The following is a 23,070-nucleotide window of genomic DNA, read 5'->3' as shown; positions in this document are numbered from 1 at the left end:
GTGGCAACTACGATATTAGCGGCAGATGCGTACATTAACGCGTCCTGTCTTGACGTAGAGGATTGGCAATCAAGCGACGCTGCGAGAAAACAACGGATGTTAAATGTCGCAGGACGAACGCTCACGATTGCTTATCCGAAATACGTCATTCCAGACGCAGCGACTTACGAGTTCGCGAACGTACTTTCGATACTTTACAACGATACCGGGCGGCTTCAGCGCCAGGGTACCGCATCGTTCGGGCTTACTGGCGTATTTAACGTTACGTTTAAGGACGGAAGTACGACGATGCCTTACGACGACCTACGCAAGTTTATACCGCAGACAGCGCTCGACCTCATCGGCGCGGAAAATGCCGTGAAGCTATCGAAACGGTCCGCGAAATGGACGGTGATGTGACGTGCCACTCATATCCATGCGGCAAACAATAACGATAACGAAGGCTGCGAAAGGTAGCGGATGGGGTCACTCATCGCCTGGCGCGGAAGTAACGGTATCTGCACGTGTATCCGAGCAGACGAAGACGGTTACGAATCAGTTCGGAGACGAGACGGTATCTAGCATGACGATATTAATCGACAAGCTGGCGGACATATCGTACGACGACGAGATCACGTACACGAATGAGCTCGGGGTAACGATTAAACGTAAGCCTATCGCGATCCAGCCTAAACGGGGATTGTCCGGTAAGGCGTTAATAACGGAGGTGAACGTATAGATGGCGGTAAACAGACTTGATTTTGACGCCACACGCGGAGCTCCGTTTATTAAGCGCGTTATTGGACGGTTCTTTAAGGGATATCGTACGCGACTTGAGGACGCGGTTTCTTCCGGTTCGAAGATCGGAATACAGGACGTTATGGACGAGTGGCGTCGGGAGTCTACGAACATTGCTCCGCTGAAGACCGGCACGTTGCGGCGTAGTATTTCAACGGACGTTACGAAACAAGGCGACAAGTGGGTCGGCGAAATTAGTGCGTCCGCAATCGAGGTTAAGGGGAAGCGGAAATTCGATTACGCTACGTATCTTAACGACGTGTATCCGAAAAAGCACGGCGATTCCTTCCGTAATCCAACTACGCCGGGCACTGTTCCGGGATTTTTGGATAAGCCCGCGGAGGAAAACGAACGCGAGTGGCAACGTAAGATTGAGGCGGAAATCAAAGCCGCGATCAAGCGAAAGGGGCTTTAACATGGCGCTGATTAGCGAGATTGAAGCGATAGAGGCGTTCATAAAGCGGAAATACCCTACCGCAACATACGAGAAGCAGACAGTCCCGGAGCAACCTACGCCGGGGCTTTTTGTTGTCCGCTTTTTGCGTGATGGCCGGACGCTTGAAACCGGAATGCATTATCGGATTGACCGCGATTATCACGTCATCCATTTCGCGAAGTACCCGGAGGAGACGATGCCGGTCATGTCCGAGCTGAGCACGGCTATTTACGCAGAGGGCGGACTGCCTGACGTGCATATGCGATTCGAAGGCTTCGGTTTTTCACAGCCGGTTCTGACGGAGAACAAGATATACGCGTCGGTCGGCGTGCTCCAAACGACAGTTCGCGAAATGAAGCCGCAACGACAGTACGACAAGATCAATCACATACATCCGCGTTACGTGTAGGGCGTCCAACTGGGCGCTCTTTTTTATTTCCAAAGGAGGTTTTTAGATGGCCGGAGGTTCATGGGACCCTACTGCGTTACCTATTCAACCGGGTCTTTATTTCAACTACGTCGAAGCGGCCGCAGCGCAGATTAACGGAGGCGCACGCGGCACAGTCGCGATCCCGCTATTAAATTACGGCGCAAAGGCGACAGCTAAGACGTTTTACACGGTCGAAACGGAGAAAGCCGCATCTGATTTGTTCGGAGCGTCGAATATCCAGTCGATCTTATTTGCGCTACAGGGCGGTGCTAAAAACGTACTCGTCTATACGATGCCGAAGACACCCGCGCCGGAAGACTACATCGCCATGCGAGACGCGTACGACGCACGTGATTTCAACGTTTTCGTATTCGACGGAGAGTTTAACGCGGACGAGCAAGCGTTGACCAAAACGTGGACAATCCGCAATCGGACGGAAGGCAAGCACTTTATCTCCGTAATCGGCGGTGATGCCGCTACGGACGCCGATCCTGCGCTTGGTAACGCGCGGTCCGTACTTAATGCGGATAACTACATCGTTAACCTGATTAGCGGCGTAGTCGTCGGCAGCAAAACGTACCACTCATCCGCATTTTCTCCGTGGGTGGCCGGCTTGATTGCGGGAACTGCGATTAACCGCTCGACTACTTACGCGCAAGTACCGGCGGATGACGTTACTCGGCGTTTGACCAAGACGGAGTTTGACGCAGCGCTTACGGCAGGTTCGTTCGTTTTCGTTAACGACGGTACGAAAGTCAAGGTTAAGCAAGGGCTCGTAACGTCGGGAAAAAAAGTCCGCAACATGCGGGCGCGGCAAGCGATCAGCACGGACATTACGAAGACCGCCGAGGACAACTACATCGGCAAGCTCAACAACAACGCTGACGGTCAGGCTACGTTGATGGTTGCGATTAAGGCGTACCTGGAGCGTCTCGAGAAATCGGGCGTACTCTCAGGACCCTCGGTCGGGCTCGATCCGAATTTCCCATCCGTTGGCGACCAGGTGTTCCTCGTCATTTCCTACGTGGAAGTCGATTCGATGGAACGTATCTTCATCACAGTAAACGTTTAAGGACGGTGAAAATAGATGGTATTAGATGCTACACGCGTCATTTCTGGCGCGTATGGTGCGGTAAATGATGCGGACGGTAACTGGATGTCCAACGTTTATTCTTGCGAGGCGAATATCGAGATCGGCTTCGAGGACGTCAAGCTCGCCGGTACGCGTTGGACTGGCAATAAAGTAACGTCGCTGAAAGGCTCTGGCTCAATCGGCAGCTACATGGTGACGTCCGAATGGATCGAAAAAATGGCGCAGGTTACGGACGACAAGAGTCCAGCATTTACTACGGAACTCGTTGTCAAATTGGACGACCCCGAATCGTTCGGTGCGTATCGTGTGCGGCTTAAAAACGTCACATTCGATAAGATTCCGATTATCCACTACGAGGTCGGTTCGATCGTCGAACAGGAGCTAACGTTCTTGTTCAGCGGATATGAGGTTATGGATAAAATTCGCGCGGCTTAACATACGGGGTCCTTCGGGACCTCTTTTTAATTATGAAAATAACGGAGGTTGGCATAGATGACTAAAGGACTTGAGGCGTTACTCGGAGCAACGACGGATTTGCAAGAAGAGGTGTACATTCCGCGTTTGAAGACGCATTTCACGATTAAGGCGCTCGACGAGGACGCGATCGAACGGGCTCGCGCGCAGGCGACCACAGGCAAAGACGGCTCTGTAGACGACGCATTACTTAACCGCTTGTTAATCGTAAAGAGCGCAGTCGATCCGGATTTTAACGATAAGGCGCTTAAAGATCATTACGAAGCGTCCGACGCAGCGGATTGCGTGAAGAAAGCGTTACTCCCCGGCGAACAGGCACGATTGATTCAAGCGGTATTGGCGCTGTCCGGCTTCGTGGGAGACGCGGAGCTTATCCAAAACGCAAAAAACTAATTAAGTCGGGCGATCCGGAGGCGTACATGCTGCATGAGATTTTCCAGCACCACGGGATTCCGCCCGACGAAGTTTATGCGAAAAACCGAAGACACCGGATGTTTATTTACGCGTCGATGATGCTGCAACTCGAAAAGGAAGCGAAAGGTCGGCAGAACTAACGCAGAAGGGAGGTAATTACGATTTCATTCGACCTAATCGGACACTTGCGGCTGATTGACGACATGTCTCGTCCTCTCCGTAGAGCGATGGGCGGAATGGTCAAGTTCGGAGCAGCGGCGACGGGTCTCGGCGTAGTGACTACGGGGATTGCGTTCGCGGCTGACTCCGTAAAGAAAGCGATGAGTTTCGAGTCACAGATGTCTACGATTCAGGCGTTAACCGGAGCGACAGACGAGCAGACGAAGGCCATGCAACAACTCGCGCTCCAACAAGGCGCATTAACGAAATATAGTGCGCTCGAAGCCGCGCAAGGGATCGAGGAACTGTTGAAAGCGGGCATGTCCACCGCGCAGGTCCAAGCGGGCGGTCTTAACGCAGCGCTGAACCTTGCGACGGCGGGCGGACTCGGCCTAGCGGAATCTGCGGAAATTATGTCGACCGCGCTTAACTCGTTTAAAAAAGACGGCTTAACTGCGTCACAAGCTGCGGACATCTTGGCGGGAACAGCCAACGCGTCGGCTACAGACGTACACGATTTACGTTACTCGTTGGCTGCTGTTGGTTCCGTTGCGGATGGCGTAGGGATGTCGTTTAGAGATACGAATACAGCGCTGGGTCTGTTTGCTAATAACGGATTGAAAGGTTCAGACGCAGGTACGTCGCTGAAAACGATGCTATCGAATCTCGTACCGATGACGGACAAGGCTTACGGAATGTTCGAAGACTTCAACCTCTTGACCGTAAATACTACTGACGCACTCGCGTTTATGTCCAAGAAGGGAATAAAGTCGACCGGCACGTCCGTCCAGGCGGTTACGAAGGACATCGAGAAGTACGTTTCAGCGCAAACGGGACTGAAGGTCGGCACGTCTAAGGCCGCGAAGGAAACGAAGAAATTCTTAACAGCGAGTAACCTCGTGCATTCCGCTTTCTACGATAATAAAGGCCAGATTAAGGACCTAGCGCAAGTAGCGGACTTGTTAAAGAACCGATTCGGGAAGCTCACGAACGAACAACGTCAATATTACTTGCATCAGATATTCGGGTCCGATGCGATTCGCGCGGGAAATATCCTCTTTAAAGAGGGTGCGGCTGGCGTTAAGAAGTTTCAGCAGGAAATGGCGAACGTAACGGCGCTGTCAGTAGCAACCAAGAAGATGGATAACGCAGCGGGTGCGGTCGAACAGTTCCAGGGCGCGATCGAAACGTTGCAGATTTCCGCGTTACTTCCGACGATGCCGATCCTGAAGAAGCTCGCGCAAGCTGCCGCAGACTTCGTCGTTAAGTATACTCCGCGAATTACGGCGGCTATGCAGCGCGCAGTCGATACGTCGAAAACGTACTTAAAGACGCATTTCATTAACAACCCGGAGTTTAACAAACTTCCGGATATTAAGAGTAAAATAGCGTTCGTATTCGACGACGTGAAGAAGACATTATCCGATTGGTGGAGCGGTGGTGCTTCCGATAAGTTTGCGCAGTTCGGCAGGGAGTCGGCGGTTGCCATTGGGAAGAACTTTGCGAATACTATCGCTACGAGTCCTGAGTTCGCATTTATTTTAGGTCTGTTTGTTGCAGGAAAGGCACCAGGACCTATCGGACTGCCTATCGCTCTTTCCATAATAGCGACACCTTGGGTAATGAAGACACTGGATTTTCTACGTGAAAACCTTGGAGAAATTAGCGGCCTAAATAAAGCAGACCGACTCGTCCAATTTAGTAAGGACTCACAGAACAGACCTGCTGGAGAGCCCATTATTAAAGGCCCTACCGTAATGCAGGAGCCGTCAGGGGGGGCTTTTAGTAAATGGTGGCGTGAAACCACCGGGAACAGTGGTTGGAGCGGACACGCCAGCGGACTCGACACCGTGCCTTATAACGGCTATCCTGCACGTCTCCACAAAGACGAGGCGGTCCTTACGAAACACGAAGCGTCAGAGTGGCGTGATCAGCAACGCGGCAAAGGCGGACATGGCGGTGTCGTAATTAATATGTACGGTACTACGATACGCGAGGATGCGGATATCGATAAACTAGCCCGTCAACTGGCGATGCAACTTGCGAGATAGGAGGCGATGATTTGCAGTTTTGGCTCAAGTACAATAACGGCGCAGAGGTCCTGTGGCTTCCGGTTAATCCCGAGAGTATCAAAACAACGATGACCCACGGGTATGAGGACGTAGAGATATCGAATCTCGGCGAGTACACGATAATCGGCAACCAACGCCTTCGTGAGTTCTCGTTTTCATCGTTTTTCCCGCGAGACTACAACGCCGGCTACTGTTCGTATTCGAATCTCAAGGAGCCGCGTGAGTACGTAGCGATAATTGAACGTTGGATGCGTAGCGGTAAGCCCGCCCGGTTTATCATCACAGGAACATCCGTCAATTTCGCGGTTACTATCCGCTCCTTTGAGTACGAGGAGCGAGGCGGCGAGCCGGGCGATATCTACTATACATTGTCCCTAAAGGAACACGTATTTATCGAGATTGCGAAGAAATCGGATGATAAGAAGCTTACGGGCTCCGCGTCAAAAGTGATGCCGAAGCTTACCTCCTCAGCGAAGCGTCCGAATACGACGGTCAAAGCGAAGTCTTATACGGTCAAGGCGGGAGACTCGCTGTGGAAGATTGCACAGCGTGCGGACGTACTCGGAGACGGCGACAGGTGGCGGGAGTTGTACGCAAAGAATAAGTCCGCAATCGGTCCGAACCCTAACGTACTCAAGCCGGGGCAAAAGTTGGTGATTCCGTAATGGAAATTAAACTGCTCTACGACGGTAAATATTGGATTGAGCCGCTCGTTAAATCCGCAACATGGTCCGGAGACGTCGCGCAGCCACACCGTACGTTGACTATCGCGTACTCCAACACGTTAAATGCGGACGATAAGCGGATCGCGTTTGAGCTCGGAAAGGAACTGCGTTTTTACGTAGATGATGTCGGACTGTTTCGCGGCGTTATCTTTACGTACGACATCGATGATAAAGGTGACACGACGATTACTGCGTACGATGAAAACGTGTATCTTACGAAAAACGTGGATACGCAGAAGTTCGTAGGTAAAACCGCAGGCGCGATCGTATCCTCGTTGTGTAAATCGTTCGGAATCCCAGTTGGTACCGTCGCAAACACGGGCTACGTTATTCCGAAGCTCATCCTCCGAGATATGTCATTATGGGATATGATTACGACGGCACTGACGGAAACACGTAAGCAAAATAACCGTAAATTCATCGTTTATAGCCGTGAAGGTAAGTTGTTCCTCCGTGAGAAAAAGGACGAGGTTGTCCGCTGGATGCTGGAGGATGGCGTTAACATTACGTCGGCCCGGCGTAGCCAGTCTATTGAGGAGATGCGGACAGCGGTCAAGGCGCAGGGTGGAACGGAGGAAAAGCCGATAACGTCTACCGCGAAGGATGCTGCGCTAATTAAAAAATATGGAATGATGCAGCACGTAGAGTCTGCGGACAGTGACGCAACAGCCTCGCAAATCCAGCAGCTCGCGAAGGCAAAGCTGAAGGAACTCGGCAAAGTCGGCGAAGACGTGTCGGTAGATGCGTTAGGTATTACGCAGGTCGTTGCGGGAACTGCCGTTTATGCCTTCGAGAGCATGACGGACATTGTCGGCGGCTATTACGTAAATGCGGATACTCATACGTTTACAAACGGTATACACACGATGTCGCTTACGTTAAGTAAAACCGATGACCTGCCGAAATTGGAGTACGAAGAATCAGAGCCGAAGAAAGAAGCAGCGAAGAAGAAGAAAAAGAAAGCGAAGAAAAAATCCTCAAAGGCAAATAACAGCGGTAGCGGCAGCCCGATGAAGGTTTTAGACGTTGTCTCTGAAATGGAATCGATACGGGGAGGAGCGAAGAAATGATCGAACGAATAGACGGAGGCGGCGTATCACAGTTCCGCGATGTCATCAAGCAGCTCGGACACAACGTTGAAGTCGATATCGAATACGCTACAATCCTCGCTCCTCCGCCAGCTCTCCGCGTACAGATCGATAACATGAAGATCGAGCTCGACGCAGACGACGTAATTGTTCCGGAGCATTTGCGTGAACATACGCGGAAGATATCTGTTAAAGCAACGATCCCGACTACGCTCGAACTCAACCGTTACACGCGGGTAACAAAGGAGACCGAATCGTCTGCGCCTGTTAATTCGAAAGCGTTCAGCGACGTGTTTAATTTCGGTGGATTCACGTCCGGCGAGTTCGAGATTACGTTTCACGACACGCTGAAGGCGGGCGACCGCGTGGCCGTTGCGTCGTTTGGCGCAGGTCAGCGTTATATCGTGTTGGATCGAATAGGAGGTGCGGCCGATGGCGCTTAGTCCATTGCCGGAGGTTGACGTCAATCTCGACGAAGATTTAGACGTAGTCACCGAATCGGACGTAGAACCGAGCCGGACGTATGCGCTAGATTTGGGTAGCGGGGTAGTCGGTGGAATTATCGACGGACGCGAGGCAATTCGCCAGTTCATTCTAAAAGCGATACTAACCTCACGTTTTCACTTTACGATTTACGACGAGGACTACGGATGTGAGCTCGAAGACCTGATCGGGCAGGACGTTCCGATGGAGCTACTTGAAACGGAAATACCTCGAGTCATAACCGAAGCACTTATTTACGACGACCGAATTGACGACGTATATGGGTTCGAAATTACGAGGGAGGCGAGCGATTTGTTCGTCTCTTTTTACGTGGATACAGATAACGAGACGATACCGATGGAGGTGACGCTATAGATGTACGAGGATCAAACGAAGGCCGCGATACTACAACGAATGCTCGACGCATCTCCGGAGGATATCGACAAGCGGCAAGGCTCGGTTACGAACGATTTACTCTCACCAGCCGCTATCGAAATGACCGGACTTTACACGGAATTGGACACAGTACTTACGATGGGCTTTACGGATACCACAAGTGACGTCTATCTCGACCGTCGCGCAGCAGATTACGGACTGACACGCAAAGCAGCGGTAAAAGCGAAAGGTACATTAACGTTTAAGGGTCCTAACGGGACGGTTATTCCCGCAGGAACCGTTACATCGACGGGCGCGGCGGTTCCGGTTTATTTTATAACGACGGCTGACGTAACAATCGCAAGCACAAGTGCGACGGTCGCGGCTACAGCAGAAGAGGCGGGCGTATCCGGCAACGTAAGTATTGGCGCAGTTAATACGATGGTGGGCGATTTAGTCGGAGTCGTAACGGTAACGAACGCAGTTAACTTTGAGGGCGGCGTAGATAGAGAAACGGACGATGCATTTCGTGATCGCTACTACGAACGAGCGCGGCGGCCAGTTACGTCGGGTAACGCGAATCACTATCGACAATGGGCGCGAGAGGTACCCGGTGTGACAGATGCGCGTGTTTATCCGGTATGGAAGGGCGCGGGCACTGTTAAGGTCGTACTACTCGGTGACGACAAAACCTCGCCCGATTCCGCAGTCATAGCCGCAGCCCAAGCGTACATTGATCCGACTCAGGACGGACGCGGCGAAGGTCAGGCACCGCTCGACGCGGTAGCTACGGTTGTGGGAGCGGAAGAGGTTCCAATTAATATCGTAGCTGACGTGGACTTGGCGCCGGGTGCTACGCTGGACGAAGTAAAAGCGCTAGTCGAGGCGGGAGCGCGTAAGTACCTCGAAACGTTAGCCTTCGCGGACCCGATCGTTCGTATAAATCAGATCGGCAACGTGATTATCGATATTCCGCCAGTCAGGGATTACGCGTCACTTACACTTAACGGTACAACCGGCAACATTATCGTGGCTGACGGTCAGGTCGCGGTACTTGGGACGGTGACGATATCGTGACAAAGACAGCGGAACAAATGCGCCAGTTTATGCGTGATTCACTTCCGGATTACTATAACGAATCCCGTATCGCTGGCAACATCATCGACCAGGAAGCGGAAGAACTGGCGCGAATAAGTGCGTCCGCTAACGACGTGCTTGATCAGTTTTACATCGGCTCGGCAACGTGGGGGCTGACACGGTGGGAGAAGATATTCGGAATCACCACGGACCCAACGAAAACCTACGAGCAGCGGCGTGAAGTCTTGCGCGGTAAGCTCCGCGGCGTCGGGCGTGTCAACGCGGAGCTCATCGAGAACGTAGCGGCTGCGTATGCGAACGGAGAGGTAGACGTGACGCCGAACATCGCTAGTTACACGCTTACGATTACGTTCGTAGGCGTTTTCGGCGTGCCTGCGCAAATTAACCTACTAAAAGAAACGTTACGGGAGATTATCCCGGCGCATCTCGCAATCGACTACGTGTTCCGGTTCTTTACGTACGCGGAACTCCTTGATACAGGAAAAACGTACGGTGAGATTGCGGCAACAGGTAAGACGTACGAAGACATATATAACCGGAGGTTTTAACGATGGCAAATACGGATAAACTCAGTCTTCCGTTGATCGAACCGAATATGACTGCGGACGTACCGCGCGACATGAATGCGCTGGCCGAGGCGGTGGACGCGAGGGTAGGGGTTGCGGGAGGATTGGCGGTACTCGGTGCGGACGGAAAGGTGCCTGCGGATCAACTAAACGTAAAGGACCCAGTTGACGCGAGTCTAACGCAAAAGGGTATTGTACAGTTGTCAAACGCTATTTCTGACACATCGCAAATTAAGGCGGTAACGCCTTATGCGCTTAAAACTGTATACGATTTAGCGGTTGCGGGTATGCGCCTGAGAAACGTCAACAACGGAACAAACTTGGATACTCTGACTCAAATAGGTGTGTACAGAATTGTAGAAAAATCCAAGTTTCCGAACGCTCCAGACGACTACGGCATATTGCAGGTAAATTCTGATACGCCGGGGTATATTACACAAACATTTATAACGGTTCTTACGGCTAAGATGTACACCCGTGGGCGAAATGAGTCTGGAGCGTGGACTGGTTGGAATGAAGTGGCGTTATCTCCCGTAGGGGATGTTAGATCACCTATGGTTTTCAGAGGTCAAGTATCAGGAGACTTCAATAACTACAATCAGACCGGGTATTATATCGTCGCTTCTGACAATTGGACAGGAGTAGCCAACTTTCCTCGCGACAATACTATAGGAAATGCGTACCCGTACGGCGTACTTGAAGTAATCAACAGTGGTCAAGGATTAAACCAACTTTACCGCCAACATTCAGATTCAAGAGTCTGGACGCGCGGAGGGTACAATAACGGTAGTTGGGCAGGATGGAAACGACTATTGACGACCGATGACTATGACACGCTTTTTCAATTATCCGTTGATACTAAAGGTCAGGTAGCCACCGCCATCAACGGAAAAGGTGGCAACGCTAATAGCAGTATGACGGGCGCTCAATTAGCGGCAGCTATATTGGGGTTGCCTGTAAAACGATTTGCTAAAGGAACATTCAACGGTCAGTCGGCATCATCATCAAGCACAACTACAGGCGCAAGTATGAATGTAGGCGTTAATACCATGAACTTCTCGCCAACAAGGGTGTTCATTCGGTTAAGGTTAAAAGATTCGTACGGCAATTTGTACATTGAAGGTATTGCGATGGCTGGAATACCTTACGATAATGATGTGACTCTTTACGGTAGGTTTCAAAATCGCGTTAGTATATATAGCATCTCTCAATCTCCCGGCGGTTTTACGGCAACAATAAACAGCACTGAGATACGCGACTATGCAGGCGGCGGCTCTATAGCTGTGATAGAAGCTTTCGAGTGGTTTGCATACGAATAAAAAAAACGAAAGGAAGATCATCATGAAAATAGGTTCTAAGGTTTATTGGAGAAAGGCAAGCGGCGAGGTAATCTTCATCACGCCGGAAATCGAAAGCGACTTTGCGCGTGAAACGACCAAAGAGGATGATATGGGATTTTATCCGCAATTCAAGGGATTCGATCCGGCGCAGGTTGAGGTATTGCAGTTAACATATCATCAATATTACGAAGACTTCCAACGTGCAAAGTCCTATATCGTCAACCCGGAAACGGGCAAGATGGAGTTTGTATATGTTGACGACAACGGCAGCGGTGAACCAACACCGCAAACGCCGTTGACAGACCAGTTGAGCGAACTCAAGGCTCGCCAGGATAGCACGGAGGCCGCACTACTTACGCTCATGGACGTAGCAACTCACGCATAAAGGAGCGATATTATGTACGCATTTTTGCTTAATATGTGGACGATGCGGAAAGTGGGCGAAGCCCGCCTCACCATGTATACGCCGAAATTTATAACGGAAGATGAGCGCAAGGCCATCGTAGCAACTCCGCAAAAGGAGGCCGCCTAACGCATGGAACAAACGTTAATAAGCGCAGCACTCAAGGACGGTATCTTCGCCGTCCTTTTTGTTGCGCTCTTTTTATATCAACTACGTGAATCCCGGCGCATTCAAGACGACGGCAAAGATCGCGAGTCCCGTATCCAAGACGAAGCAGCCGCGCGAGAACTGCGCATCAATACCGAAGCACGCGAACGAGAGGACCGCTTGCTAAAACTCGCGGAGGGCATTGCGCAGCAATTCGAAACGCTCGCGGGCCAGTACGAGACATTACGTATTGACGTCAACGATATCAAGTCGGCGATTAAACGGGAGGGATGACCAAATGTTAACGCTAGATCAAGTACGCGCAAAGTCAGCGAATCGGATCGCGGGTCTGTCTGACATCCAACGTAAAGCGGCCGAGTTGCTTATCGACTTTGCCTATGCGTGCGGCGTGCCGATTGTTATCACGCAAGGGCTCCGCACCATCGACGAGCAGAACGGACTTTACACACAAGGCCGCACCAAGCCGGGTCAGATCGTAACGAATGCTCGCGGAGGTTATTCGTACCACAACTTCGGCGTTGCGATCGACTTTGCGCTACTATTGCCGGACGGGAAAAACGTATCGTGGGATATGAAACGTGACGGCGACGGGGATGGCATTGCGGATTGGGACGAGGTCGTTGCGGAAGCAAAACGGATCGGCTGGAATTGGGGCGGAGATTGGCGCTCATTTAAGGATTATCCGCATTTCGAGATGACGTTCGGGTTATCAACCGCAGACTACCGCGCAGGCAAGCGTCCGAGCCAAGCGCAACTTAATACAGCGATGGGTAAGATTAACGCACTTCAAACGAATAAATCGGAGGATGATGACGAGATGACAACGGAGGAGAAGATCGCTTTCAAAGCGTTGCAGGATCGTGTAGTTGCGCTGGAATCTACGAATAAGCTTGCGAAGGTGCCGGCGTGGGCGGAGCAGGCGTGTATTAACGCGAAGGCGGCGGGGGTCTTAGATACCGCGAATGGCGGCTCTTACGATTTCTACCGGTTGGTAACGATACTCGACAGGGCTGGCGTATTTGGCGCGAAGGGAGGTGCAGCGTAACATGAAACAACGTTTAACTAATCCGTTATTCATCGCAGCGGCCGTCGGTCTCGCGTATCAAATTCTCGAAAAGTACGGAGTAGCACCGGACTTCGGAACGTGGCAAATCGGAGTAGATATCGTGTCGTACGCGTTGATCGGGACTGGCGTGTACTCAACGTTTAAAGCGGAGCAGAAGGCGGAAGATGCGAAGTAACGGACTTTAGCGGACTCATTTACGTGAGTTAGGAGATATAGTATACTTAGACAGCAAGGCATAGCAAAAAGCGGTCCTCTCTGAGGGGAGGTGACCGCCTATGACTGTCTATGAAACATTGTCACTCATGATAATGTTTGCTGCTCTCATCACTGTAATAAGACGCTAAAAATAGCCGACCATCCCGTCAAAGACAACGGCTATTATCCATAAGTAATACCTAAACAGGGCCGCGCTATGTCTTGCGATATTAGCGGCTTTTTCTTTTTGTAATGCGTTACATTTTTATTTTATTATACACTAAGCATTGACTATAAACAATACGTAATATTATTTTGTCTAGATTGAGATGAAAAAATTTATGTAACAGGGAGTTTATTGTTATTTTTTCATGTAACTGTAGTGACAGTGGCCTAGTCCGATGGTATTATGTGGATATACGAAAGAGCGGAGGGGAAGATGTGAAGGACAAGATATACGGCGTTATTGGCGCGGTAATTGCGCTAGTCGTAATACTTGCGGTTAGTGGAAAGCTGACGTCTGATAGTCCAGAACCGTTGCCTGCAAGTACCAGTACAGGTAGTTCCGTAGTTTTAGCAGACGCACCAAAGGCTACGGTGCCTGAAAATAAGAGCGAAAGTGTGACACCAAAACCTAAAGGTCCTGTGATCGGGGACAAAGTAAAACTTGGAAATTACGAGTTTACTGCAACAGGAATCTCCGAAAAAGGCTCCGTAGGAGATATAACGACGGAAGGTAAGTTTGTAGTTGTCTCTGTAAAGGTTCGTAATATAGGAAATAAACCCGTTAACATAGATAGCAACTACTTCACTCTATACGATTCTAACGGTCGTAAATATGACTCAAGTAGTGATGCTAATTCGTACTTAAAGGAACAGTTTGCTTTCGATAGCTTAAACCCAGGGCTTAGTCGAAAAGCACAGGTTGCATTTGAAGTCCCTATTAACGCAGTAGGTTTCAGTTTAGATGCCAGAGATAACATGTTTGATACACAATATGCGGATAAAGTAACCATAAATCTAATTAAGTGATTAAATAAACTAAGCGCTTGTCTCTTCGGAGGCAGGCGCTTTTTCTTCGTTATACACTCTATGTACGTTCAAGGCCGCAGCGTATTTCTAGCGGCGTTTACTTTACGAGTATCCAGTCCGAGATATTTTCGCATCAATAACCCGGCTTCTGCCGCCACGAACGAGTTGAGCATCATAAAGCGTCCGTGATAGCCTCGGCATTGATATAGCGCAACTACCTGGACGGAATCCCGCGTTTCTTCGTATACTTTAACGCCGCGTTTGCGCATAGTGGCGCGTATGTCCTTTAGTTCCGCGCTCACTGCGTTCATCGCGCGCTCGACGACCTCTACGTAGGGACCGGGCGTGCGTAATCCGGCTGACTCGGAAAGTATACGTTTGTCGCGTTCAAATGCGGTAAGTACCATCGGTAATAATAAGTATGTACGGACGAGTGCGTGGTCCTCTGCGGTTATCTGCGTAGTCATGTTGCGAGCCTCCGTGTTAAGAACGTGTGTTCTTATTATACTCGAAAAGTTGCCGTTTTAGTCCCTAGGAAAAACCTACCAGCAATATTTCCGCCGGTAGGCGCAAGTGTTAACGGAACTTCAATTTGCCGCGTTTTTTCTCGTTTCCTGCGTCGAGCAAGCTTGCTACAGGGCTCGCTTTATCGTGTTGATCGTGTAGATCTTTACTAGCGTACTTTAGATATATTTGCGTCACGTTCAATGACGTGTGACCAAGTATCCGAGACAGAGCGACCAGGTCGCCTCCTTCACGCAGGAACTTAATAGCGAAATAATGACGAAATGTGTGTGGTGATACGCGAGGGCCGTCAACTCCGGCTCGCTTGGCATATAGCTTAAGCATCTTGGCGAAGGAGCCTCCGAAATAACGCTCCCCAAATTGCGTTAGCCACAGATAATCGTCCTGCTCTACATTTATAAAGGAAACTAAATTTTCAAGTTCCTTGGTTGTCTTTTGTGAAATGGGCGCAACGCGAGTTGTTTTTGTCTTTGAGAACTCTGCGCGAACGGTTATCTGGCGTAATTTAAAATCGACGTCCGAAACTTTTAGGCTTGTCAATTCACTTACCCGAAAGCCGCAATCGCAGAGCACAAGCATCAAGCAGTAATCACGAAGACCTGTATAAACACGCCGATTGGGCGCGCCTAGGAGCTTGATGACATCTGTGTCGACGAATGTCTCAAACGTTTCCTTTTCCTCGGTCTGATAGTCAACAGCGTTCATCGGAGACTCTTTGATAATACGCTCGCGAACTAGGTAATTAAAAAATACCCGCATGTTCCGAATTATATTATTGACGGTACGAGGTGATAGACCTATCTCACCGTTAGGGCTTGTCGGATGGTCGTCCCAACGTACCTTTTCGAAAGACAGATACGCTATATACTCGCGTAATAAGTCCGTCGTTATATCGGGCTTTCCGTGCTCATCGTGCCATTTACGAAATTGATCGAGGCTTTGTGCGTAGGTGAGTATTGTCTTGGGTGAACGTTTAGCTATGCGCTTAGTTTCGAGATATTCCGCTATATGTTTCTCTAGCGGAATACTAACGGAAGGAGTGCGTTTTGTTACAAATGCAAATTTCGGTGTTTTCGCGGTCATTTTATACCGTCTCCTTTAGCGATGAAATTTCGCAAAAAGTTCCGATAAATAGGTGCGCAGTTTATTGCAATAGCGATAAAGGTTCACGGATAATTTTGCGTCACGTTGCCCGTATAAACCAACGACGGCATCTCGCGTAGAACGCGCCATTCGCCATGCTATCGAGGTAGCGTGGACCCGTGGAAATATCGACAGCATCTCTCACCTGTTCGGCTACACTATTAATATCAGCAAGTCCAAACCAACGAACTCAGAATTTATAGCGATGGTCGCAGACAAATTGCGGATTGAGAATAAGGTGTCCTGAAAGGATCAGGATGATTAATGGATACCGCTTATTTATTGGTTCATCCATGACCGATAAATAAGCGGTATTTTTTTACGAACAATTTTGAATTTTAACCTAACAATCTATTTGCCTCTACCTGTACTGCTGTCTGCTACCCTTAAACTAAGTCTCTAACACTAAGGAGGGCTTTAATTCTAGTGGATATACGCTACTCCATATAGGAGAAGGGGGCAAAGAAGTTTAGCGACGAATCATTCTTGATTGGTATGCCTGATTAGAAATATAATTAAAGCAAACTTTCAAATGAGGTGAATCGGATGTCTTTCCATATTGTTCGAAGTATTTAGTTTCCGGGCTGGAAAAAAACGCGTGCCAGCTGTTAAGGGGGAAGTCTACCCTGTTGACTACAAAACTAAAATTTTGAATAAATTCGGTTTGCCATTCTGTAGTTTATTATCTTATTTGAAGGTGGATAAAAATGAAATCAATTGAATATAAAGAGTTTTATGATAAGGTTGGAAAAACCAACGGATGGGATTTCAGTAATGTGAAATATATCTCTGAAGGAGTAAAATGGGACTTCTACAATGAAGTATCAAAGACGTGTGAGAAGTCGGACATATTGCTTGATATCGGCACGGGTGGTGGGGAAGCTATTTTAGCAATGGCGAATTCTGCATTACTTTTAGTCGGGATTGACCAATCTACTGGAATGATTGAAACGGCAACAAAGAACTCTATCAAATCTGATATAGCGAATGTTCGTTTTCTACAGATGGATGCTGAAAATCTGAATTTTCCCAGGGAATTCTTTAATGTAGTCTCTTCTCGACATTCGTGCTTCTGTGCAAAAGAAATAGTTAAGGTGTTAGTTAAGGGTGGTATATTTTTAACACAGCAAGTAAGCGAAAATGACAAATTAAACATTAAAGAAGCGTTTGGAAGAGGGCAGGCATTGGGTAATAAGAAAGATTCGTTGAAAACTCAATGTATTACAGAACTAAATGAAGCGGGCTTTAACGACATTCAGTCATTCGAATTTAATGCAACCGAATATTATCAGACTCCTGCAGACTTAGTTTTCCTTTTAAAACACACTCCCATTATTCCTGACTTTGGACAAAAACAAAATGATTTTGAAATACTCCAACAATTCATTCTGGACAACCAAACTCCAAAAGGAATTAGGACAAATGCAGAGCGATTTATGATTGTGGCTAGGAAGTAAAACATAAAGGGATACCCGCTTTGGGGTATCTCTTTTTTGCTTGCAATGCTTCAACAGATGAATTAGATGGTTGAAAAATAATACTCTCACGCGGCTTATTATATGCCTCAATCAGTTATATAACAATCACGAAGAAAAGTTTTCCTTTTGTAAACAGTTCTGAAATTCTCTTTAATTTTGATATAAACAATGTGTCGATTCTTGTCGATATAATATCTATTATATAGAGAACTAAGGAGCGAATATATGAAATTTAACATTCGAACAAAATTGTTATTGGGTTTCCTTGCGGTAATAATCCTGTTGGTTGTGATTAGTACAGTATCGATCTCGAGAATGAAAAAATTAGGCGATACTTCAATGGAAATTGATAGCCATTGGATGCCAAGTGTGACCATCCTCGGAACACTAAATGGTGATGTATCTGATGTAGAGCGGCTTTCATTAAATATTATTGTAGAACGTGACCCGGAGGAAATGGAGAAGGTTCAGGCCGAATATGATAAGGTTTTAAAAAAAGTTGAAGAAGGCCGAAAAACTTACGAAAAATTAATTGCTACCCCTAAGGAACGTGAAATGTATGAAAAATTCTCCAAAGCGTATACAGAGTATTTGGATAAGTTGCCAGAAGTGATTGCAGCCGGGAGAGCTAATGATTACACTCAGTCAAGCATCCTTCACCAGGAATCCTATAAGTTATGGTATAGTTCAAACGATATGATCGCTCAGCTTATTAAGTTGAATGCAGATGGATCAAAACTGACTACAAAAGAAGCTGTTGATAACTTTATTTTAGGTAGACAATTAGTAATTGTTTTGAGCATTGCAGCCGTTATCCTAGCATTGATCATGGCGATCATTATAGCCCAAATTATTTCTAAGCCTATTTTGCGCATCAGTCGTGCTGCTGAAAGCATTGCGTCCGGTGACCTTACTGGGGAAGCTATTGTCGTGAAGGGCAAGGATGAGATTAGCACGCTGACGCATTCCTTTAATACTATGGTTGAAAACCTTCGTCAACTGATTCAGTCTGTAAGTAATACGACTGAGTTGGTTACCACTTCCTCGGAAGAATTGACGGCCAGCGCAGAGCAAAATAGCCAAGCAACTGCACAAATCACCGAAACAGTGCAAGAAGTAGCTACAGGGACGGGCGATCAAGTAGATATGGTAACCAAGTCATCCCAGGCTATTGAGGAAATGTCCATTGGTGTGGAACAAATTGCAATCCGTGCGCAAAATGTTTTTGCATCAGCTCAGGATGCAGCTCACAAATCAGCTGAAGGCAATCAGTTGATCCAGCAGGCTGTTGTCCAGATGAATAGTGTGAATGACTCTATGAATAGCTTGGCTGATCTTATGGCTGGATTGGGAGAGCGTTCAGATGAAATTGGGAAGATTATTGATGTCATCACCAATATTTCAAGTCAGACCAATCTTCTTGCCCTGAACGCTGCCATTGAAGCAGCCCGCGCAGGAGACCACGGTAGCGGCTTTGCTGTAGTTGCAGGTGAAGTGCGTAAGCTGGCTGAACAATCGGCTCATTCTGCTCAACAAATTACGGAGCTGGTGGGATTGATACAGAAGGACACCTCGCATGCTATTGAGGCGGTAGCATCCAATGGGCGAGATGTCATGACAGGTCGGGAAGTCGTGCAAAATGCAGGTGCATCCTTTGAGCTTATTCAGGAAACTGTTAATAAAGTGGCCAGTGAAATTGAAGAGGTCTCTGCTGGATCGGAGCAAATGTCTGCAAGTACCGATGAGATTGTTGGCTTTGTTAAACAAATTTCAGCGATTGCTGAAGAGGCTGCAGCCGGGACACAGCACGTATCTGCCGCGACTCAAGAACAACTGGCATCGATGGAGGAAATTGCTTCCTCTGCAAGAAATCTGTCCAAAATGGCAGAAGACCTACAAGGACAAATTGGTAAATTCAAGGTATAAATCGTATACCGTTTCTATATTTCAGGGGAAAAAGCCGCTCTATTGTGAGGGGCTTTTTTCCTATTCATTTTTAATTAATAGATTGCGATTTTACCGTGGAGATATGCAGAGTCTGTAATTGGAAAGATATGATATAATGATGGGAAATTCTTTGAGTTGGAGTGATATCATGGACAATAAGACTGAACTTAAAGCAAGTGACCTGCGTCAGTTATCGATAGACAAAATCATAGCTGTACCATTTTTGAATGATTTTAAATATCTGAAAAGCAGAAAAGTTTTGAAAAAAGAAAACAAGGAATTTATATTTGAAATTTGTTTTGGCGCGACCAAATATAGTGCATTAAAAGTTTACATTAACGTGGAATCTAAAAGTATAAAAAAGAAGTATAGTACAGGGGCTTGTTTTCACAGTGAGTTGATCGCTTTAACCAAGAAATATACAGGCAACAGGGATTATCTTGTGTCCACAGAAGCAGAAAGAGAACGAGTGATCCAAGAGATTACTGAAGATATCTACACTTTTGCGCTGCCCTTTTTCAAGCGATTTGAACATGTAGAAACACTAGCAGAACAAGTACATAAGTCAGGCTTTTTACCACATCGCAAACGTTTTGATAAATTTAATCCGTTGACGAAAAGATTCATTGATTTTTATTATCAAGGGGAGTAATGTAGCCATCTGAGACATTTTTGTGCTCATCATCGGGAAGTAGATAAGCATTATGATAAGGAGCACGATGTCCATAGAGTGGATATTATCGTTTTTCAAAAGGATGATGTACAATTTGTAAAAAGGCTCAAACTACTCCTCGGCATAACATGTTTTACCTAACATGATCAATGTCTCGTTAAGAGGCGAGTCGGATGTTTCACTGGAGGGTAGATTTTTACATGGGTAGCAATCGAATGACCAACATAGAGGCTGTATACACGGATATATACAATCATATGTTATAGGCTAAGTCATCGTATTGAACGGGCTAGTGGTATGGATGCAAAAGATTCTAAAGCAAAGGCGGGGATGAGAGCATGTGGAATAGTCTGACTTGGGTGATCGTCGGCGTGTTGTTAGTGGCGTTGGGTTGGATTGTTATGGCATGGCGTGGACGTAGCAGCAATAAACAAGCGAATGAACATCGGGGCAATAATGTCATTGAATTTCGTCCTCGTAAGCCTGCCCGGCAATCCCGCACCGCAAATGAAATGAAGTCTAAAATGTCTTCTGGGACACGCACAAATACAAAAGTGGCAGATATTAAGACTCAAGCTGGGTTTGGACTGTCTGACTCAATCCAGAGCACAGGCAAGCAAAAATGCTCCTTTTGTAAAAAAGAAGAAAAATTAACCTTTTATGCTGATGATAATGGTTCGCTATATGGAGTATGTAAAGAGTGTAAGCATAAGGCGGAAAGACAGGATATGCTGCCACTTTAGTCTATGCAAACTATTGAGGACCATCATTAAAGAATTCTTATAATTCATAAAAACTCCCAACCATATGTAAATAAATTGGTTAGGAGTTTTTTGTTAGTATTTTGCTATATTTACTACATTGTTAGCGAAGTTGCCTGTCAATCAATTCCTCTAGCGCATCAGCTATATGATCTGGTCCATAGGATAGTTCTTCCCTGCTTAAGCTCAACCAGGCATGACGCTCATCCATATCAAAGGCAGTCTCAAGCCAACCGGACAAGCCTCTGCCTCTACGATCTACTTCTACAAGCACATGTACCCCCTCGGGTTCCAACTGCATAATCAGCTCTAGCTCCTCGATATCCCGTGCATACTCCGAGCCAGGCGTAAACTCAAACTCCTGCACAAATGGAACACCGCGTCCAAGCTTGGGGTGACGTTCGCAGGTGGAGGAACGGAATCGGAAGCCTAACAGGTGAACCGCCTCAAACACCGTACTCATATAAGGATGCGGCTCGATTTTAAGTGAATCACGATCGGTCGGGTCCAAAGCCATGCCAATATCCAATGCTGTTTCCAGCCAGACAGGCTGTTTGGCATGAGTAACAGGGGTTTCCAAAGGCAATCTGAAGGAAAAGGGGATTTCAAGCTCCTGTCCTTGCTTTAGATGAAAGCCATCAGATACCTTGATCCGCGCAATGCAGCAGGTGGTGACGTTTTTTTTATCATCGTGCTCTACGATATATTCAGTCTTGAGCTCAATATCAATTTTGCCGATTTCCTGATCAATTTTACCGCCCTTGATACGTATGATGCCGCTAAGTTCTTCTCCAGGCACATATACAGTTTGATCCACTAACGTATCGACTTTGGCTGAACCGATTCCTGCACTTGCTAAGATCTTGTTAAAGAAACTCATCATTCCGTCCCCCCGATAATCTTATGGTTATGGTAAACACACGAAAACTAAGAACCTGTACAGCTTAACCGGATATACGGGGAAATAGCTTAAACCGTTCCAAAAAAATGCAAGAAAAAAGTAATGGAAAACAAGTAGGCGCATGGAGTTTGCTGACCCATGTAGCTTACTAATCGCAGTTCACTTTATGGGGAGGTATAAAACATTTACGACAACGAGGCTCATAAGCCTCAGAGTCACCGATCATCACGATAGGTCCTACAGTGGAAGGTTTTCCATTGACCATACGCTGTGTAAATACTGCTTCCGAACTGCCGCATACAGCGCAGAAGGAAGTCAGCTTTTCGATGTCATCCGCCATAGCGAGCAGACCACCGACATAGCCAAACTCCTTGCCTCGGTAATCCAGATTCAGCCCATCGGCAATGACATGCTTTCCGCAATAAGCTAACTCTTGTATGAGCGACATAATATGTCGACTGAAAAACTGGACTTCGTCAAAGGCAACCACATCGGCATCTTTCGTTTCTTGCAAAATATGCTGAACGAGCTCATCCGTAAGTTTTCTTGGAATAGAGATAGCGGGTAGCCGATATCCGATCCGACTTACAATTTCGTCCTCGGCATAACGGTTATCTTCAGCTGGTTTGTAAGCGACCACCTTGCGATGCCCGTATTGGATTAGTTTCTGACAACGGCGAATTAATTCGCCGGATTTTTCACTGAACATGGGGCCTGTAATTATCGTAATTCGTCCTGTAGGCAAAGCGAATTCCCCTCTCTTAACATGTACATTATGCTGTAAATCTTCATCTCCGAAAGAAAACGCCATTATAGATTACCATAACGAGCCACATACAGACTAGAGAAAATATATTGTTTTTCGACATGTTTTTGTATGTCTATTCTTAAAACGTAAATGTGGTCGTCATTGCTCTGCCGCCGCGGGCATGATATGGTGAAGCGTAGTGGAATGAAGGGAAGAGTGGAAGGCATGGACGAAAAAAACACGGATTATAGTGCCAAAAGAAGAGCATTACTGGAACAAGGACTGATTAGCCCGCAAGCTCTGGAGCTAATCATTGAGCTGGAGACAGAGCTAGATCTTCTGAACAAGCAAAATGAATCGTTCCGCAAGGCGTTACGAGCCAAATCAGCACAAAGTCCAAGAATGTCTACCAAATTACGAGATGCGCTGTATGAATGATATGGAGAGATATCTAGATTAGGTAGATGATTTGCAGCCTATGCCTAAACGCCATATTTTGT

Annotated in this window: 32 protein-coding genes and 1 pseudogene; 29 read left to right on the top strand and 4 right to left on the bottom strand. The window is 47.5% G+C overall.

What is annotated here, in order from left to right; all coding sequences use genetic code 11:
* The 23 genes from HFD99_RS01235 to HFD99_RS01140 all read left to right on the top strand — a co-directional run bounded on the left by HFD99_RS01235 (position 1) and on the right by HFD99_RS01140 (position 14,394).
* Positions 1 to 399, top strand: a complete 399-nt coding sequence (locus HFD99_RS01235; RefSeq protein WP_167440735.1) for a hypothetical protein — start codon at positions 1 to 3, stop codon at positions 397 to 399.
* A 16-nt stretch (positions 400 to 415) separates the two neighbouring features.
* Positions 416 to 718, top strand: coding sequence for a hypothetical protein (locus HFD99_RS01230; protein ID WP_167440734.1), 303 nt, complete (start codon positions 416 to 418; stop codon positions 716 to 718).
* Positions 719 to 1,192, top strand: coding sequence for an HK97 gp10 family phage protein (locus tag HFD99_RS01225; RefSeq protein WP_167440733.1), 474 nt, complete (start codon positions 719 to 721; stop codon positions 1,190 to 1,192).
* Position 1,193: 1 nt separating this feature from the next.
* Positions 1,194 to 1,622, top strand: a complete 429-nt coding sequence (locus tag HFD99_RS01220; RefSeq protein WP_167440732.1) for a hypothetical protein — start codon at positions 1,194 to 1,196, stop codon at positions 1,620 to 1,622.
* Positions 1,623 to 1,668: 46 nt separating this feature from the next.
* Positions 1,669 to 2,715: a phage tail sheath subtilisin-like domain-containing protein gene (locus tag HFD99_RS01215; protein ID WP_167440731.1), complete on the top strand. Its 1,047-nt coding sequence runs from the start codon at positions 1,669 to 1,671 to the stop codon at positions 2,713 to 2,715.
* Between the two features lie 15 nt (positions 2,716 to 2,730).
* On the top strand, positions 2,731 to 3,171 hold the full coding sequence (locus HFD99_RS01210) for a phage tail tube protein (RefSeq protein ID WP_167440730.1): 441 nt from the start codon (positions 2,731 to 2,733) through the stop codon (positions 3,169 to 3,171).
* A gap of 57 nt (positions 3,172 to 3,228) precedes the next feature.
* Entirely contained in the window at positions 3,229 to 3,603 is a 375-nt protein-coding gene (locus HFD99_RS01205; protein ID WP_167440729.1) for a phage tail assembly chaperone, read from the top strand.
* Positions 3,604 to 3,629: 26 nt separating this feature from the next.
* On the top strand, positions 3,630 to 3,764 hold the full coding sequence (locus HFD99_RS25870) for a hypothetical protein (protein WP_263639567.1): 135 nt from the start codon (positions 3,630 to 3,632) through the stop codon (positions 3,762 to 3,764).
* 63 nt (positions 3,765 to 3,827) lie between these two features.
* Entirely contained in the window at positions 3,828 to 5,834 is a 2,007-nt protein-coding gene (locus HFD99_RS01200) for a phage tail tape measure protein (RefSeq protein ID WP_167440728.1), read from the top strand.
* A gap of 269 nt (positions 5,835 to 6,103) precedes the next feature.
* Entirely contained in the window at positions 6,104 to 6,520 is a 417-nt protein-coding gene (locus tag HFD99_RS01195; RefSeq protein ID WP_238797201.1) for a LysM peptidoglycan-binding domain-containing protein, read from the top strand.
* Complete coding sequence (locus HFD99_RS01190; RefSeq protein WP_185157159.1) at positions 6,520 to 7,650, top strand: XkdQ/YqbQ family protein; 1,131 nt, start codon at positions 6,520 to 6,522, stop codon at positions 7,648 to 7,650. The genes HFD99_RS01195 and HFD99_RS01190 overlap by 1 nt, the downstream gene beginning before the upstream one ends.
* Entirely contained in the window at positions 7,647 to 8,111 is a 465-nt protein-coding gene (locus tag HFD99_RS01185; RefSeq protein WP_167440727.1) for a DUF2577 domain-containing protein, read from the top strand. Before HFD99_RS01190 ends, HFD99_RS01185 begins: the two co-directional genes overlap by 4 nt.
* Positions 8,101 to 8,526 carry a DUF2634 domain-containing protein gene (locus HFD99_RS01180; RefSeq protein WP_167440726.1) on the top strand — a complete coding sequence of 142 codons (426 nt, stop codon included), beginning with the start codon at positions 8,101 to 8,103 and terminating at the stop codon, positions 8,524 to 8,526. The genes HFD99_RS01185 and HFD99_RS01180 overlap by 11 nt, the downstream gene beginning before the upstream one ends.
* Entirely contained in the window at positions 8,527 to 9,603 is a 1,077-nt protein-coding gene (locus HFD99_RS01175; protein WP_167440725.1) for a baseplate J/gp47 family protein, read from the top strand.
* A complete protein-coding gene (locus HFD99_RS01170) occupies positions 9,600 to 10,172 on the top strand; it encodes a putative phage tail protein (RefSeq protein ID WP_167440724.1) in 573 nt (190 codons plus the stop codon). Before HFD99_RS01175 ends, HFD99_RS01170 begins: the two co-directional genes overlap by 4 nt.
* A gap of 2 nt (positions 10,173 to 10,174) precedes the next feature.
* Positions 10,175 to 11,509: a pyocin knob domain-containing protein gene (locus HFD99_RS01165; RefSeq protein WP_167440723.1), complete on the top strand. Its 1,335-nt coding sequence runs from the start codon at positions 10,175 to 10,177 to the stop codon at positions 11,507 to 11,509.
* Positions 11,510 to 11,531: 22 nt separating this feature from the next.
* On the top strand, positions 11,532 to 11,915 hold the full coding sequence (locus HFD99_RS01160) for a hypothetical protein (protein ID WP_167440722.1): 384 nt from the start codon (positions 11,532 to 11,534) through the stop codon (positions 11,913 to 11,915).
* Between the two features lie 12 nt (positions 11,916 to 11,927).
* On the top strand, positions 11,928 to 12,062 hold the full coding sequence (locus HFD99_RS25865) for a hypothetical protein (protein ID WP_263639566.1): 135 nt from the start codon (positions 11,928 to 11,930) through the stop codon (positions 12,060 to 12,062).
* Between the two features lie 3 nt (positions 12,063 to 12,065).
* The gene (locus tag HFD99_RS01155) at positions 12,066 to 12,374 is read left to right on the top strand and encodes a BhlA/UviB family holin-like peptide (RefSeq protein ID WP_167440721.1); all 309 of its coding nucleotides are present in this window, start codon (positions 12,066 to 12,068) and stop codon (positions 12,372 to 12,374) included.
* 4 nt (positions 12,375 to 12,378) lie between these two features.
* Entirely contained in the window at positions 12,379 to 13,146 is a 768-nt protein-coding gene (locus HFD99_RS01150; RefSeq protein WP_167440720.1) for a M15 family metallopeptidase, read from the top strand.
* Between the two features lies 1 nt (position 13,147).
* Entirely contained in the window at positions 13,148 to 13,342 is a 195-nt protein-coding gene (locus HFD99_RS01145) for a hypothetical protein (RefSeq protein ID WP_167440719.1), read from the top strand.
* A 100-nt stretch (positions 13,343 to 13,442) separates the two neighbouring features.
* Positions 13,443 to 13,511, top strand: a complete 69-nt coding sequence (locus HFD99_RS26035) for a putative holin-like toxin (protein WP_225164908.1) — start codon at positions 13,443 to 13,445, stop codon at positions 13,509 to 13,511.
* 292 nt (positions 13,512 to 13,803) lie between these two features.
* Positions 13,804 to 14,394, top strand: a complete 591-nt coding sequence (locus HFD99_RS01140) for a DUF4352 domain-containing protein (protein ID WP_167440718.1) — start codon at positions 13,804 to 13,806, stop codon at positions 14,392 to 14,394.
* 68 nt (positions 14,395 to 14,462) lie between these two features.
* Here HFD99_RS01140 and HFD99_RS01135 read toward each other — a convergent pair whose 3' ends face one another.
* Together HFD99_RS01135 and HFD99_RS01130 are read right to left on the bottom strand one after the other, a co-directional pair.
* On the bottom strand, positions 14,463 to 14,861 hold the full coding sequence (locus HFD99_RS01135; protein ID WP_167440717.1) for a hypothetical protein: 399 nt from the start codon (positions 14,859 to 14,861) through the stop codon (positions 14,463 to 14,465).
* A gap of 109 nt (positions 14,862 to 14,970) precedes the next feature.
* Positions 14,971 to 16,002, bottom strand: a complete 1,032-nt coding sequence (locus tag HFD99_RS01130) for a tyrosine-type recombinase/integrase (RefSeq protein WP_167440716.1) — start codon at positions 16,000 to 16,002, stop codon at positions 14,971 to 14,973.
* Between the two features lie 121 nt (positions 16,003 to 16,123).
* Here HFD99_RS01130 and HFD99_RS01125 point away from each other — a divergent pair.
* From HFD99_RS01125 to HFD99_RS01105, 5 genes and pseudogenes are all read left to right on the top strand, one after another.
* Positions 16,124 to 16,309: pseudogene (locus HFD99_RS01125) on the top strand (sporulation initiation factor Spo0A C-terminal domain-containing protein); the annotation flags it as partial.
* 460 nt (positions 16,310 to 16,769) lie between these two features.
* Positions 16,770 to 17,519 (top strand): class I SAM-dependent methyltransferase, encoded by a 750-nt coding sequence (locus HFD99_RS01120; protein ID WP_044785227.1) that lies wholly within the window; start codon positions 16,770 to 16,772, stop codon positions 17,517 to 17,519.
* A 246-nt stretch (positions 17,520 to 17,765) separates the two neighbouring features.
* A complete protein-coding gene (locus tag HFD99_RS01115; protein ID WP_016822278.1) occupies positions 17,766 to 19,466 on the top strand; it encodes a methyl-accepting chemotaxis protein in 1,701 nt (566 codons plus the stop codon).
* 169 nt (positions 19,467 to 19,635) lie between these two features.
* Positions 19,636 to 20,139 (top strand): hypothetical protein, encoded by a 504-nt coding sequence (locus HFD99_RS01110; protein ID WP_045244450.1) that lies wholly within the window; start codon positions 19,636 to 19,638, stop codon positions 20,137 to 20,139.
* A 359-nt stretch (positions 20,140 to 20,498) separates the two neighbouring features.
* Entirely contained in the window at positions 20,499 to 20,903 is a 405-nt protein-coding gene (locus HFD99_RS01105; protein WP_045244451.1) for a hypothetical protein, read from the top strand.
* 121 nt (positions 20,904 to 21,024) lie between these two features.
* Here the strand turns inward: HFD99_RS01105 and HFD99_RS01100 are convergent, their stop codons facing one another.
* Positions 21,025 to 21,801, bottom strand: a complete 777-nt coding sequence (locus HFD99_RS01100; RefSeq protein WP_025365154.1) for a sporulation protein — start codon at positions 21,799 to 21,801, stop codon at positions 21,025 to 21,027.
* 169 nt (positions 21,802 to 21,970) lie between these two features.
* Positions 21,971 to 22,567, bottom strand: coding sequence for a thymidine kinase (locus HFD99_RS01095; RefSeq protein ID WP_026065459.1), 597 nt, complete (start codon positions 22,565 to 22,567; stop codon positions 21,971 to 21,973).
* Between the two features lie 207 nt (positions 22,568 to 22,774).
* Between HFD99_RS01095 and HFD99_RS01090 the strand changes: the two genes are divergently transcribed.
* On the top strand, positions 22,775 to 23,008 hold the full coding sequence (locus HFD99_RS01090) for a hypothetical protein (RefSeq protein ID WP_017427510.1): 234 nt from the start codon (positions 22,775 to 22,777) through the stop codon (positions 23,006 to 23,008).
* Positions 23,009 to 23,070 lie beyond the last annotated feature (62 nt).

The organism is Paenibacillus sp. EKM301P, assembly GCF_011800295.1.
GTDB lineage: Bacteria > Bacillota > Bacilli > Paenibacillales > Paenibacillaceae > Paenibacillus > Paenibacillus polymyxa.
The sequence above is the reverse complement of the archived record's forward strand: the minus strand, read 5'-3'. Positions and strand labels throughout refer to the sequence as shown.